The sequence below is a fragment of the Mycobacterium sp. PDNC021 genome, assembly GCF_048282635.1.
GTDB classification, from domain to species: domain Bacteria; phylum Actinomycetota; class Actinomycetes; order Mycobacteriales; family Mycobacteriaceae; genus Mycobacterium; species Mycobacterium llatzerense.
The window spans coordinates 3,429,638-3,443,290 of record NZ_CP182502.1; the positions used below are offsets into that span (position 1 = coordinate 3,429,638).

Sequence of the window (13,653 nt, forward strand, 5' to 3'; positions counted from 1 at the left end):
CCAGTGCGCTACACACGAAGAGCCATAGTGTCGGTGTTGCTGCTCTTCGCCCTGCTGCTCGCGGCATGCGGGTCGTCGGGCAGCAACAACGGCGAGAATCCGGTCAAGGCGGCGGGCGTGCTGCGCGTTGGCACCGAAGGCGTCTACTCACCGTTCAGCTATCACGATCCTGCGACAGGCGAACTGGTCGGATATGACGTCGACGTCGCCAAGGCGGTCGCCGCCAAGGTCGGTGTGAGAGTCGAATTCGTCGAGACGCCATGGGATTCGATCTTCGCGGCGCTCGAGGCCAACCGATTCGACGTCGTCGCCAACGAAGTGACGATCAATGCCGAGCGCAAGGCCAGGTACGACCTGTCCGAGCCGTATTCGGTCGGCGAGGGCGTCATCGTGACTCGGGCCGACGACAACGGCGTCAAGTCGCTCGACGACATCAAGGGCAAGGTCGCGGGCGAAACAGCAACCAGCAACTGGGCGCAGGTCGCTCGCGACCACGGCGCGAAGGTTGAGGTTGTCGAAGGCTTCACCCAGGCCATCAAGCTGCTCAACCAGGGTCGCGTCGACGTGGTAATCAACGACAGCATCCCGGTGTACGCCTATCTCGCCGAGACGGGGGACAAGTCGGTCAAGATTGCCGCCAACACCGGTGAGAAGAGCGAGCAGGGCTTTGCCGCCCGCAAGAACAGCGGGCTGTTGCCCGACCTGAACAAGGCCCTCGATGCGCTTCGCGCCGACGGCACGCTGGCCGGCATCTCGCAGAAGTATTTGAAGGCCAACGCATCTGGTGGACCGGACGCCGGCGGGGCGCAGCATGCGCCACGGTCGACATGGAAGCTGATCGGGGACAGCCTCGCACCGTTGGCGAAGGCGGCGATCACCAAGACGATCCCGTTGACGGTCATCAGCTTCGCGATCGGCCTGGTGCTGGCGCTCGCGGTGGCGCTGGCTCGGCTGTCGTCGAATGTGGTTCTCACCAACGTGGCGCGGTTCTACATCTCGGTCATCCGCGGCACTCCGCTGCTGGTGCAGTTGTTCATCGTGTTCTACGCGCTACCGGAACTGGGGGTGAAGATCGATCCGTTCCCCGCGGCCATCATCGCGTTCTCGCTCAACGTCGGTGGCTATGCGGCGGAGATCATCCGGTCGGCCATCCAGAGCATCCCCAAGGGTCAGTGGGAGGCGGCCGAGACGATCGGCTTCAATTATGTTGGCGCGCTTCGGCGCATCATCTTGCCGCAGGCCGCCAGGGTGGCAGTTCCGCCGCTGTCGAACACGTTGATCTCGCTGGTGAAAGACACCTCACTCGCCTCGACGATCCTGGTCACCGAACTGCTGCGGCAAGCCCAGATCATCGCGGCGCCGACATTCGAGTTCTTCGCGTTGTACGGCACCGCCGCTGTGTATTACTGGGTCATCTGCCTGGCGCTCTCGTTCGGTCAGGGTCGCATTGAACGCCGACTGGAAAGGTATGTGGCGCGATGACAGAGAACCGTGTGGTGGCCGAGGGCGTCCACAAGGCCTTCGGCGACAACAAAGTGCTCAAGGGTGTTTCGTTCACCGTCCAACAGGGTACGGCGACGGCCATCATCGGGCCGTCCGGGTCGGGAAAGACGACGCTGCTGCGCACGCTGAACGCGCTCGACCGGGCCGACGCCGGGGTGATCCGGGTGGACGATATCGAGATCGACTTCTCCACGCCGACACCCAAACCCGAGGTGCGCAGGTTCCAGTCGCGGAGCGGCTTCGTCTTTCAGGGCCACAATCTGTTTCCGCACAAAACGGTCCTGCAGAACGTCACCGAGGGGCCGGTCATCGTGCAGAAGCGGCCGAAAGATGAGGCTGAGGCCGAAGCCCTCGCGCTGCTCGACCAGGTGGGACTCGCCGCCAAGAAGGACCAGTACCCGTATCAACTATCCGGCGGGCAACAACAGCGCGTCGGCATCGCCCGCGCGTTGGCCTTGAAACCGAAGTTGGTGCTGTTCGACGAGCCGACATCGGCGCTGGATCCCGAGCTCGTCGGCGAAGTGCTGTCCGTGATCAAGGATCTCGCCGTCGAAGGCTGGACACTGGTGATCGTCACCCACGAAATCCAGTTCGCCAGACAGGTTTCCAATCAGGTGCTGTTCACCGACCAGGGCATCATCCTGGAGCGGGGCACACCGGACGAGGTCATCGGCGACCCGAAGGAAGAGCGCACGCGACAGTTCTTGGACCGTATCCTCAACCCGCTGTAGCGGCGCGGGTTAGCAGGGCGGCCAGCCACGTGATTTCGGGTAGTTCGATCAGTGGTTTGAGCGCCAGCATGCTGCACGTGACGGCGTCGACGTCAATCGGCAGCTCGAACAGGTCGACCGCACGATGCTGGGTGATGCGCAGGGCCAGCCGTTCGGGGAGCACGCCGATGATGTCGGATTCCTCCACGGCGTAGGGGAGTGCGTGAAAGTTGGGCACCGTCAACGCAATACGACGGGTGAGGCCCAGCGCGCCCAGCTCACGATCCACGTCGCTGCGGAGCTGACGGTCGACCGACATCACCACATGCGGCAGCGCTGTGAAGTCATCGAGCGACATTCGTCGCGCGGACACGCAGGGGTGCTCGCGGCGGGCGACACCGACGAACCGATCCGTGAACAACAGCGTCCGGGCTACTCGCTCGGCCGTGACATCGATGAAACCGCCCAGTGCGAAGTCGATCTCGCCGCGATCCAGGCCGTCGACGATCGCCGGCGGCGCGACGCTGATGAAACGCAGATCGACGCCGGGAGCCTGTGCGCGGACGTCGGCCACGAGTGCCGGCGCAAGCACGGCCAAGGCATAGTCGTGTGCGGCCACGGTGAAGGTGCGGCGAAGCGTCGCCGGGTCAAAGGGCGACTGCGGGCTGACGATCTGACGCAATTGCGTCAGGGCATCCGAAATGGGTTGCGCGAGAGCACGACCACGTACTGTCGGTTCGATTCCGCGGGGATGGCGCACGAACAGGGGATCGTCGAACATGTCACGGAGGCGACCCAGTGCGTGACTGGTCGCCGACTGCGACAAGGACAGCCGCACTGCGGCTCGCCTGACGTGCCGCTCCTGCATCAGCGCGTCGAAGACCACGAGCAAGTTGAGGTCCAGTCCCGTTAGATCGATCTGGTGCATCGACATGCTGCATGCATACCATTGGATCGATCGATGAGTTGGCGATACGTTGCCGTCATGATGCACGACGTTCTGATCGTGGGCGCAGGACCAGTGGGTTTGTTTCTCGCCTGCGAGCTGCGACTGACCGGTGCGTCCGTGCTCGTCCTCGAAAGCGCGGTCGATCCGAACTCACCGCTGAAGCGACAGCCGTTCGGCTTGCGCGGGCTGTCGGTGGCGACAGCCGAAGCGCTGTACCGTCGCGGGCTGCTGGCCGACGTCCAAGGCGGAAGCCGGCCGAGTCCGCGCGCCGGACACTTCGCGGGGATTACCTGGCAGGCCGATCTGGTCGACGCGGCCGCCTGGCCATATCGGCTGGCCAGTCCCGCCGACGCGCCCCTCGCGACCAGAATGGCGCATCTCGAGACCGTGCTCACTGAGCGTGCGCTGCACCTGGGTGTTGAAATCCGGCGCGGGACAACCGTTGTCGCCGTCCGACAGGCGGCCGACCGGGTGTGTGTCGAAGCCGGGCCGCAGTCGTTTCATTCACGCTGGCTGGTCGGATGCGACGGCGGTCGCAGTGCGGTCCGTAAGTCAGCCGGTTTCGAGGTTGCCGGCACCGAGCCCCGATTCACCGGGTATTCGGTGCAGGTCGACCTGGCCGACGGTCAGTCACTACCGCTGGGCCGGCACTACACAGCCGGCGGCATGTACGTGCATTCCGCGCCCGGCACTATCGCCGTGGCGGACTTCGACGGTGGCGCCGCGCATCGCACGGAGCCGATAACCGTCGAGGCGGTGCAGTCCGTGCTGCGACGCGTCACCGGCGTCGACATCACCGTGACGGCGCTGCACGCTGCCGCGACGTGGACCGACCGCGCCCGCCAGACGACGGCCTACCGGCAAGGCCGGGTGCTGCTGGCCGGCGATGCCGCGCATGTTCATTCGCCGCTGGGCGGACAGGGTCTGAACCTCGGGATCGGTGACGCGATGAACCTCGGCTGGCGGCTGGGTGCCGTCGTGAAAGGCACGGCGCCACAGGCGTTGCTCGACGGATATCACCGGGAGCGCCATCCCGTGGGCGCCGCGGTCCTGGAGTGGTCGCGGGCACAGGTCGCGCTGCTGGAGCCGACCCCCAACGCGGGTGCGATGCGGGCCGTCGTCCGTGACCTCATGGCAACCCGTGACGGCGCGACCTACTTCGCGGAGCGCGTGTGGGGGATGTCCGTCCACCATGACCTCGGCGGCGGGCACCCATTGATCGGCAGCAGTGCACCGGATTTCGAACTGGCTGACGGCACCCGGCTCGGCGCGCTGCTGCGGGACGGGGTAGGCGTCCTCCTCGACTTCCAGCGCAATGCCGGCCTCCGGTCGATCGGCGATCGATTTCGCGCAGGGGTGCGGTACCTGGGAGCTGATGCCAAGGACCGGCTGGGATTGGGCGCCGTCCTCGTCAGGCCCGATGGTGTGGTGGCGTGGGCCTGCGACGACGAGCGAGATCTCGGTGGCGTAGTCGAGGCGCTATCGCGGTGGAATCAACGAGAGATACTGTTGCAGAGTGAGTTTCGGTGATGCTGACCCGAGGTGTGCCGAAATGCAGTGGCGCGCTCCGCTGTCGTGCCGCTATCGTCACCGGCGTGAACATCCCCGTCGAGGAGGTCGTCGGCGCTCACGCCGACATCAGATGACCGCGCTCCGCCGCCGACCCATTCGGGTCGGCGGCACAGTCATGCCCTCACTCGCCGGTGCGCACGTCGTGCGCTCCGTTTTTCAGGATGGATTCACTGATGGACTCCTACACCCGCGACCAGATCCTCGGCGCCTTTCGAGGTGCCACCCGCAGCGAGGTCAAGAAGGTCACCTTCGCCGCGAACTTCGACGCCGTCGACTTCAACAAGCTCGACTTCTACGGCTGGACCGATCCGAAAATCCCGCGCCGCGCCTACGTGCTCATCGACCGACCGGAGGGGCCAGTCGCGCTGCTTCTGAGCCGGGCCGCGGTGAAACCACGCGCCCGAGCCATGTGCGCGTGGTGCAACGATGTGAACCTCACCGATGAGGCGGTTCTGTACACCGTCCGCCGGGGCGGTGCCGCAGGCCGCAAGGGGGACACCATCGGAGCCCTGATCTGCGAGAACTTCGAATGCTCCCGAAACGTCCGGCAGCTGCCGCCTGCGTATCACCGGGGGACCGATCTCGCCGCACTTCGCGAACAGCGGGTGGGTGAGCTGCGGCGCAAGGTCCACGGATTCGTCAACGAGGTGCTCTCAACCGAGGCATGAAGGCAGGCGGGCGATCGCCGTCACCCGTTGTCCCGCCAGGCCACAACCTCCTTGAGAGACGCCAGGTCGTAGCCGTTGTCGGAGGTGAGTTCGGTCTGGAACAGCGTGACGCCTGCCTCGCGGAAATTATCAGCGGTTTCGGCATTCGCCCAGAGCGTCGAGCGTTCGATGTCGGCGCCGTCGCGGCCGAACGTCGCTGCCAACTCATCGACCCGGTCGCTGGACCTGCGGAACGCATCGAGGTCCTGGAATGCGTGCCAGATGTCGGCATGCTTGGCAACGGCAGGCAGCGAGCGCTTGGGCCCCGTGCCGCCGATGAGGATCGGTATCTTCCGGATGGGCGGCGGGACCAATGCGGCAAGCCGATTCTCGATGCGGATCAGGCTCTCGTCGAACAGATCGAAGCGGGAGCCGAAGGTACCGAAGTCGTAACCGTAAGTGGTGTAGTCCTTTTCGTACCATCCAGCGCCAAGGCCGAGGATGAGCCGGCCGCCGCTGATGTGGTCGACGGTACGTGCCATGTCGGCGAGCAGGTCCGCGTTGCGGTAGCCGACGCCGGTGACGAGGAGTCCGATCTCGGCGTGTGAGGTGATCTCACCCCACGACGCGAGCGCGGTCCAACCTTCGAAATTTGCGACGTCGGGCTGCTCGTCGTCGAGCACGGGCTTGCCGTCGACGATGGCCTGCATCGCCGGGCGGTGGAAGTGGTCGTAGCCGAAGATCACGTCGACGCCGAGGTCGTCGGCGGCCAGGACGGCGTCGCGCCACGTGGCGTAGTCGGGCGCGCCGCCGGGCTGGATCTGCACAGCGACGCGGACGGGACGAGTCATGGATGCTCCTGAGTCAGGGAAGGGATGACTCTTGAGGCAAGTCCATCGCGGGCGGGGTTTATTCCTGGTCGGTCCCGCGTCAGGTCGTAACGACCAGCTTGCCGGTTGCCTTGCCGGACTCCATGTATGCGTGAGCCTCTGCGATCTGGTCGAGGCCGAAGATGCGGTGGACGGGGACGATCGCCCTACCGGCGGCGACGGCGTCCAGGAAATCTTGGAGAACCGTGGGGGACAGGTCGTCGGCGTCACCGCCGTAGGCGGTCAGTCGGACGCCGCGTGGTAGGTAGTCGATGGGGTAGAACTGCTCGACTGTCCACTGGTTGGACAGCATGCCGGTGAAGCAGACGACGCCGTGGATTCGGGTGGCGCGCAGCGTGTCCGGCAACGTCGGGGTGCCGACGAGTTCGAGAGCGGTATCGACGCCGCCGTCGATGATCTCGCGCACCTGTGTTGCGATCTCGCCGGTGTCGATGAGGATGTGGTCGACGCCGATCTGTTCCAACGCATCGGTCTTGTCAGGGTTTCGGGTGGTGGCGAGCACCGTCATGCCGCGGCCTTTGGCGAGGATGGCGGTGGTCATGCCGACCGAGGAAGTGCCGCCGCGAATCAGGATCGATTGCCCCGGGTGGGCGTCGAGGCCGACAGTGAGCGAGCCGTTCGAGGTCTGCAGCATCTCCGGGATAGCGCCGAGTGTCGCCCAGTCCAGGGTGCTGGTGAATGGAATGACCTGCGCGGCAGGGACACACGTGTATTCGGCATAGCCGCCGTCATAGGTGCGGCCCATCCCGCCCATCATGGCGGCGACCTGTTGCCCCACGGCCACCTCGCCGCCGGGGCAGGCAGCGACGACTCCGACGGCCTCGATGCCCAGCACACGGGGGAACGTGACACCCTCGGCCAGGCCGAGTCGGGTGTGGAGTTCGGATCGGTTGAGCCCGAAGGCCTTTACGCGGATCAGGACCTGGCCGGGTTCGGGTGTCGGGATCGGCAGCTCGCGCAGGTGCAGCGCCTCGGGTGGCCCTGGAGCATCCAGGACGACCGCGCGCATCGTGTCAGGTAGGTCGGTCATTGATCCGCATTCCTGGTTTCGTCGCTGCTCAGGTTAGATACCCGCAGCAGTTCGAGGGTGGCGTTGAATCGCGCCAGGACATCGCTCGTGAGGACCGCTCCGATGCGGTCACTGAGTTCGTCGTCGAGGGTCGCTGCGGCGGCCCGGAGGATTTCTCGTCCCGCAGGGGTCAGCACGACCTGTGAGGAACGGCCGTCCGCCGGATGTTGTTGCCGGCGTAGGTAACCGGCGGCTTGGATGCGGTCGGCCAGCTTGCTCGCACCGCCCTCCGTGATGATCAACGCTTCAGCGATGTCGCGAACTCGTGCCTGGTCGAGCCGAGCGACGACGCGCATCAACTCGAACCACGTCAGCGGCAGGTCGTGCTCGTCGCGCAGCCGGTCATCGACCCCATTCCAGAGCAGGATCTGCACCCGCACCAGTCGATCGAAGACCTCCGCCGGCCTGTCATCCGCCACACCGTCACCCTACGGGAAATATCCAGTCCATGTCATGCTTATTGGATGCGGGTACTTGTATCCCCCTAAACAGGACGTAGCAGAATCTTGGGTGATTCATGCTTTTGTTAGGGCGGATCGGTCGGATGGTATTGCCGCAGCCCTGAGCAGTTATCGCTTCCATGGAATGGAACAGCTATGAGTATGGGGGCGCCGCGCGCGTCAGTTGCGTCGCGGTGTCACAGCGCGTCGTAGACCGCGGCGATGAGCCGATAGGCGCGGCGATCACCGGCCAGCCAGTCGCGGCGCAGATTGGGCACGAAAGCGAAAGCGACCTTGTGTTCGAGGTCGGCCAGTCCCACCGAGCCACCGGCCCCGGGGTGACCGAATGCAGTGCATTGGGCAGGTTCGGGCACCACGAAGTTCTGCGACGGCAGCATGTAGCCGAGCCCGAATGCACTTTCCAAGCACAGCACCCGGTCGCGGCCGCGTACGCGTTCGGTGGTCGCTTCCCGCAGAAGACCCGGGGCGATCAGGGTTCCGCTGATCAGATCGCCATAGAATTTGGCCAGATCGCAAGCGGTAGTGACTAGGCCCGCCGCGGGCCAACCGGCCGCCAGTACTTCTGGATCGTTATAGGATGCAACAGGATTCGACGATGCTCGGACGAACAGCGATTCGGGATCGGCGATCGCGGCCGCCATCTCAGCGACTGCGTCGTCCGGTATCGGCGGTGCGTTCTCAGCCTTCCAGACACGCTGCTCGGGCGGTGGCGAACTGATCCGCGCAGCCTCGCGTGCCGACGCACCGGAGGCGCCGATGAGCAGCCGATCACCCAGGTGCCGCCGGGTGAACTCGCCGACTGTCAGACCGGTGTGGCGGCGCACGAATTCACCGACCAGCCACCCGAAAGTCAAAGCGTGATAACCATGTTCGGTCCCCGGCTGCCAGAGAGGGGATTGGCGCGCCAACAAGTCGGCCATCGCTGCGGGATCCGTGGTTTGGGCCGCCGAAACCGGGCGCTCCAACACGGGCAATCCGGCCCGGTGGGACATCAAGTCGCTCAGCGTGGTCTCGTGCTTGTCGTGTTGTGCGAATTCCGGCCACCAAGCGATCACCGGTTCGTCAGGGCCGTGGCCGCATTGCTGGGCGACCATGAGGGCCGCGGTCGCCGTGACCCCCTTGGTGCAGGAAAACGTCGGACAAGCGGTGTCGCGTGTCCATGGACGTCCGGTCCGCCTGTCGGCGATGCCTCCCCACAGATCCACCACCGCACGACCGTCGACGAACACCGCTACCGCGGCGCCGAGGTCGTCGCCGTTGGCCAAACCTGCTTCAAAGACGGCTTTCACTTCCGCAAACGCGGGGTCAGCGTGCCCCGCCGCCGAACCGGACATGCACCGAATTAGAACACGTTCTAGTATTGGTCGAGTGCAGATCCCGCACACCCAGGCCTGACTATTTGAGTTCGAGAGGCCCGAACCGGTGCCATACTCAGACCTTGATAGTGGACGCAAGTGTATGAGCGTGGCTGATTTGATCTGCCACACCGCTTCAGTCAAGCTGGCATATGGCACACATCGTCGAGGGCGTCTCCCGCACATTCAATGAGTTCTTGCTCCTGCCCAACAAGACATCCACCGAATGCCGTGCTGATGGCGTGCAACTCGTAGCGCCGCTGGCGCGCCACCTCGTCGGGGAGCGATCGCGGCTCCAACTGCAGGTGCCGTTCACGTCGGCGATCATGCAGGCTGTCAGTTCACCGGAGTTGGCGATTGCGCTGGCCCGCCACGGCGGATTGAGCTTTGTACATCACAATCGTCCGGTCGCCGAGCAAGTCGCCGACATCCAGGCAGTCAAGTCGGTTGACGCCGAGAAACGTTTACGGGTCGGTGCGGGGGTCAACACGCACGACTACCGCGAGCGGATTCCTGCGCTGCTGGACGCTGGCGCCGATGCGTTGTGCCTAGACTCCTCGGACGGCTACAGCGAGTGGCAAGCCCGCGCGCTGGACTGGGCGAAAACCCAGTATCCCGATGTGGTGATCGGAGCGGGCAACGTCGTGGATGGACGGGCATTTCAGTACCTGGCCGACGCCGGGGCCGACTTCGTCAAGATCGGCGTCGGGGGCGGGTCGATCTGCATCACTCGCGACCAGAAAGGTATCGGCCGCGGCCAAGCCAGCGCAATACTCGACGTCGCGGCGGCCCGCGATACCTACGCCAGGCGAACCGGCCACTACGTTCCGGTGTGCTCCGACGGCGGACTGCAGCTGGATTATCACGTGGCGCTCGCCTTGGCAATGGGCGCCGACTTTGTCATGATGGGCCGCTACTTTGCCCGGTTCGATCAGGCGCCCGGAGCGAAAGTGCCGACTGCCGACGGCTACGTCAAAGAATATTGGGGCGAGGGCTCCTACCGCGCTCGCAACTGGCAGCGCTACGAGCAACCCGGCACCGGATTGACCTTCGAAGAAGGCGTCGACGGCTACGTGCCCTACGCCGGCGACCTCAACGAAGGACTCGCAGTGACCATCGCCAAGATCAAAGCCACCATGATCTCCTGCGGCGCAACCAGTCTCCGACAATTCCATGACACCGCAAGGCTGACCCTGGTCTCTGACCAAAGCTTCCAAGAAGCACACGCCAGCATCGACGTCCGCCGCCCTCAATTGACATCAGCATCGGCTTAGGCCGGGGTGACGCCCGGCTCCGTCATTTCTCAACTGACTTGTCCGTTAGAGGCCGGCCTCGTCTGGGACGATGCTTCTGTTCGCTCCGCCGGGGTCGCGGTCGGCCTCGCCTGCGTGAGCCTGGCTCTTTCAGTCCATTGCTGAGACCCGTTCGAGTGTGAGGTGTCCGGCAGGCTCCCAGGTTGGCTTTCCTCCGGGCAACCCCAGTCTGCCGTTGCGCCCGATCTCGATCAGGCCAATTGCGCGCAGGACAGCCCAGCCGCGGGCTCTGGTTACGGTCGCTTCGTCGGCCCTCCCGTAGGCGCGAAAGAACCGAGTTGCCGTGTTCGCAGGCAACAGGGTCCAGGCGGCTGCAAGGTCGGTTGCTGGATCGCCTGCACACATTTCGCCGAAGTCGATTACGCCGGTGAGCATTCCGTCTGCGACTACCGTGTTCGCCGGGTGTAGGTCACCATGAAGCCACAATGGGGGGCCTGTCCAGGTGGGTGCTGCTACGGCCTTGTCCCAGATTTTCCGCGCGCTGCCAGCGTCAGGGTGGTCGGCGATGACGTCGAACCATTCGTCGGTCTCATCTTCAAATTCGGCAAGAGGGATGCCGCGCCCAGAGTTGGTCGGTGCGTCGGCGGGAGCGTGGTGATGCAGGGCGCCAAGGAATTTCGCAAGGGTCTCAGCTGCCTCGATGCGTCTGATGGGCGCTTGATCTGCGGGAGTGCCTTCGACCCAGCGTGCAATCGTCCACGTGTGCTGGAAAAGACGCGACGGCCGGCCGATGCGCACCGGGGTAGGCGTGGGGAGCGACAGGCGGCCCGCCAGCGCCGGAAGCCACCGGCGCTCGATCTCAAGCAGAGCTGCGGCTCGTTCGGTGCGCGGCAAGCGCACGGCCAATTTCTCACCGAGGCGCCACATTTGATTGTCCCAGCCGCCGTTGACTTCCCGAAGTTCAAAGTCAGCAAGATCCGGGTGCTGGTCCCGAAGCAGCGCCCGTACTAGGTCGGTCTCGGAGGGCAGTTCTTCCATCGCAACCCCCACCGTAATATCCCAGCCAAAACACGCCAGGCTGACCAACGAGACGCCAATAGCCACCTTAGTTGCTGGTCCGCGCCCACTTCTGATGCAAGACGGCGGACAAGGAGCTACGCATCACGCGGAGCGCATAAGACTCGACAAGAACTCCTGCCGCGTATTCGGGCGAGGAAGCGGATCGCGGCATCTGCTCAGCAGACTCAGAATTGCCCGATTGCGTTGAGCGTGGTCGCGAGCGCTGCCGACGATCACGGAGGTGGGGTCCACCCAGCGGTTGGGTGTTGATTGGCCAGCTGTTGGAGCGGGCCTCGTACCCAAGTGTCGACTTGGCGTTGTCCGGCGAGGCGCACTACGAGGGGACCATCTGTTCGGTCAGCTACATCGAGTGCTTCGTGTTGACGTTCGCGGTGGGTGCGCCAAGACCATCGAACGATGTGATCACGGTCGGTGAGGATCGTGCGCAGCGGCGGCTCATAGTTGCCATTCCATAGTTCGGTGTTGTGGATACGTCGTCCAATTGTGCGGCGCACGACTCGGTGGACGACCGTCCACCGGTTGTGGTCTAGCCATACGAGGGTATCGGCGCGGTCCAGCAGCAAGGCCCGCACTTGCGAGTACTGCCATTCGATGACCCAGCGCGGTCCCGCAGTGAAGTGCTCGACATCGGCGGCGAAGGTGGGCCGTGGTGTCCAGTTAGGACCGTGGTGTAGCGAGTCGATCTCCACGGTGGGCAGCTGCAGGATCATGCTGATGGTCTCTCGCAGCGTGCTCTTGCCCGCACCCGAGGGCCCGGTGACCAAGATGCGTGCGGTGGTGTGCGGGAGGGGGTCTTCCGGACCGAGCACGGTCATCGTTCCTCATCACGCTCGATGGTTGTCTGTCGCAGTGGCGACAATGCTGCGGCGAGTGCGGCGGTCACAAAACTGACGATCGCCGCGACGAGGGTGGGCCGCTCACCGATCAACCCCACGCCGAGGCCGCCGACGAGGGCTCCCAAGGCAGCCATCGTGTGGTTGACCGACCGTCTGGTGGCGTTGACTCGGCCCAGTAGTTCGTCTGGTGTGAGTGCCTGCCAATAGCCCATTTCGTTGGCGTTCTCGATTCCAGCAGCAAGTCCTTGAAGGCCCAACGCGGTAAACAAGAGCATCTCGCCCCCACTGGTCGCGGGAGCAAAAGCGACTAGCAGCCAAGCGATGGGGTAGGCGACGCGCGCGCAGATGACCACCCGCCCTGATCCAAACCGATTACCGAACCCCGGTGCCATGGACGCGCCGATCAGGCTGGCGATGCCGAAAACCGTCAGCAGCATCCCGAACACATAGGCAGTCAATCCCAGCGAGCGCAGCACAAGAAGCGAAAACACCGTCAGCGCAGCACCATTAGCGAAAAACCAGATGTGCGTCGATACCGCTAAGGGACTGAGTGTGCGGTGGCGATACGTCCACCTGAGGCCGTCGGCGATCTCTTGGCGAAGATCGCGCGTGCGGGAGCCAGGGCTGGGTTCATCGACGCGGATGCTCGCATTGAGTGCGGCATCGACGAGGTAACTGACCGCGTCGATAACGATGACCACCGGGGAGCCAAACATTCCGACAAGGCCTCCGCCGATCGCGGGGCCGAGCGTCTGAGCGGCCGAGTCAGCCTGATCCAGACGCGCATTCGCTGCAACCAATCGTGTCCGGGGCACCAGGCGCGGCAGCAGAGATTGCGTGGCGGCGAATCCGAAAACAGAGAATGCACCAAACGCCAGGAGCGCGATCGCCAGCATCCATATCTGCAGCTGACCAATCAACCACAGGACGGGAACCGCACCCAGGCACAGTGCGCGCCCGACACTGGCCCACACCAGAACTGGCTTGCGCCGCCACCGATCGATGAACGCGCCGGCAATGAAGCCCAGCACGGTGTAGGGCACCAATTGAGCCGCGTTCACGACGCCGACTTCAAACGGGGTGGCACCAAGCAGTTGGACCACTAGCACAGGCATCGCAACGGCTGTCACCGCCGAGCCGAACGAGCTGATCGCGGCGGCTGTCCAGTACCGAATGAACGACGAACGGGGAACTGAAACGACAGCGTCCCCCATCGACCCACTGTCTCACACCGTCGCACGACGAGAACGAAGTCCTAGCCAGGTTGCCGCCAAATCCTTGCTAATCCGACGTTGTCGTCACGTTTGGCAACCCGAGCTGCCGAGAAC

Annotated in this window: 13 protein-coding genes; 5 read left to right on the top strand and 8 right to left on the bottom strand. The window is 64.5% G+C overall.

Going from position 1 to position 13,653, the window contains the following annotated elements:
- Window positions 1-27: 27 nt before the first annotated feature.
- Window positions 28-1,482, top strand: a complete 1,455-nt coding sequence (locus ACNO8X_RS16275; RefSeq protein WP_418001841.1) for an ABC transporter permease subunit — start codon at window positions 28-30, stop codon at window positions 1,480-1,482.
- Window positions 1,479-2,234, top strand: a complete 756-nt coding sequence (locus ACNO8X_RS16280) for an amino acid ABC transporter ATP-binding protein (protein WP_418001842.1) — start codon at window positions 1,479-1,481, stop codon at window positions 2,232-2,234. The genes ACNO8X_RS16275 and ACNO8X_RS16280 overlap by 4 nt, the downstream gene beginning before the upstream one ends.
- On the opposite strand, the gene ACNO8X_RS16285 is transcribed toward ACNO8X_RS16280, so the two are convergent.
- Window positions 2,221-3,147 carry a LysR family transcriptional regulator gene (locus ACNO8X_RS16285; protein ID WP_418001843.1) on the bottom strand — a complete coding sequence of 309 codons (927 nt, stop codon included), beginning with the start codon at window positions 3,145-3,147 and terminating at the stop codon, window positions 2,221-2,223. The genes ACNO8X_RS16280 and ACNO8X_RS16285 overlap by 14 nt on opposite strands.
- Before the next feature lie 51 nt (window positions 3,148-3,198).
- Between ACNO8X_RS16285 and ACNO8X_RS16290 the strand changes: the two genes are divergently transcribed.
- Window positions 3,199-4,692, top strand: coding sequence for an FAD-dependent monooxygenase (locus tag ACNO8X_RS16290; protein WP_418001844.1), 1,494 nt, complete (start codon window positions 3,199-3,201; stop codon window positions 4,690-4,692).
- A gap of 215 nt (window positions 4,693-4,907) precedes the next feature.
- Complete coding sequence (locus tag ACNO8X_RS16295) at window positions 4,908-5,402, top strand: FBP domain-containing protein (protein WP_418001845.1); 495 nt, start codon at window positions 4,908-4,910, stop codon at window positions 5,400-5,402.
- A gap of 20 nt (window positions 5,403-5,422) precedes the next feature.
- On the opposite strand, the gene ACNO8X_RS16300 is transcribed toward ACNO8X_RS16295, so the two are convergent.
- The 4 genes from ACNO8X_RS16300 to ACNO8X_RS16315 all read right to left on the bottom strand — a co-directional run bounded on the left by ACNO8X_RS16300 (window position 5,423) and on the right by ACNO8X_RS16315 (window position 9,300).
- Window positions 5,423-6,232, bottom strand: a complete 810-nt coding sequence (locus ACNO8X_RS16300; protein ID WP_418001846.1) for an LLM class F420-dependent oxidoreductase — start codon at window positions 6,230-6,232, stop codon at window positions 5,423-5,425.
- A gap of 79 nt (window positions 6,233-6,311) precedes the next feature.
- A complete protein-coding gene (locus tag ACNO8X_RS16305) occupies window positions 6,312-7,301 on the bottom strand; it encodes a zinc-binding alcohol dehydrogenase family protein (RefSeq protein ID WP_418001847.1) in 990 nt (329 codons plus the stop codon).
- Window positions 7,298-7,759 carry a MarR family winged helix-turn-helix transcriptional regulator gene (locus ACNO8X_RS16310; RefSeq protein ID WP_418001848.1) on the bottom strand — a complete coding sequence of 154 codons (462 nt, stop codon included), beginning with the start codon at window positions 7,757-7,759 and terminating at the stop codon, window positions 7,298-7,300. Before ACNO8X_RS16310 ends, ACNO8X_RS16305 begins: the two co-directional genes overlap by 4 nt.
- A 218-nt stretch (window positions 7,760-7,977) precedes the next feature.
- Complete coding sequence (locus ACNO8X_RS16315) at window positions 7,978-9,300, bottom strand: serine hydrolase domain-containing protein (protein WP_418001849.1); 1,323 nt, start codon at window positions 9,298-9,300, stop codon at window positions 7,978-7,980.
- Between the two features lie 8 nt (window positions 9,301-9,308).
- On the opposite strand from ACNO8X_RS16315, the gene ACNO8X_RS16320 reads away from it, so the two are divergent.
- Complete coding sequence (locus ACNO8X_RS16320; protein ID WP_418001850.1) at window positions 9,309-10,430, top strand: IMP dehydrogenase; 1,122 nt, start codon at window positions 9,309-9,311, stop codon at window positions 10,428-10,430.
- A 129-nt stretch (window positions 10,431-10,559) separates the two neighbouring features.
- Here ACNO8X_RS16320 and ACNO8X_RS16325 read toward each other — a convergent pair whose 3' ends face one another.
- From ACNO8X_RS16325 to ACNO8X_RS16335, 3 genes are all read right to left on the bottom strand, one after another.
- Window positions 10,560-11,447 (bottom strand): aminoglycoside phosphotransferase family protein, encoded by an 888-nt coding sequence (locus ACNO8X_RS16325; RefSeq protein ID WP_418001851.1) that lies wholly within the window; start codon window positions 11,445-11,447, stop codon window positions 10,560-10,562.
- Window positions 11,448-11,701: 254 nt separating this feature from the next.
- Complete coding sequence (locus ACNO8X_RS16330; protein WP_418001852.1) at window positions 11,702-12,304, bottom strand: AAA family ATPase; 603 nt, start codon at window positions 12,302-12,304, stop codon at window positions 11,702-11,704.
- Window positions 12,301-13,539, bottom strand: a complete 1,239-nt coding sequence (locus tag ACNO8X_RS16335; protein WP_418001853.1) for an MFS transporter — start codon at window positions 13,537-13,539, stop codon at window positions 12,301-12,303. Before ACNO8X_RS16335 ends, ACNO8X_RS16330 begins: the two co-directional genes overlap by 4 nt.
- Window positions 13,540-13,653: the final 114 nt, after the last annotated feature.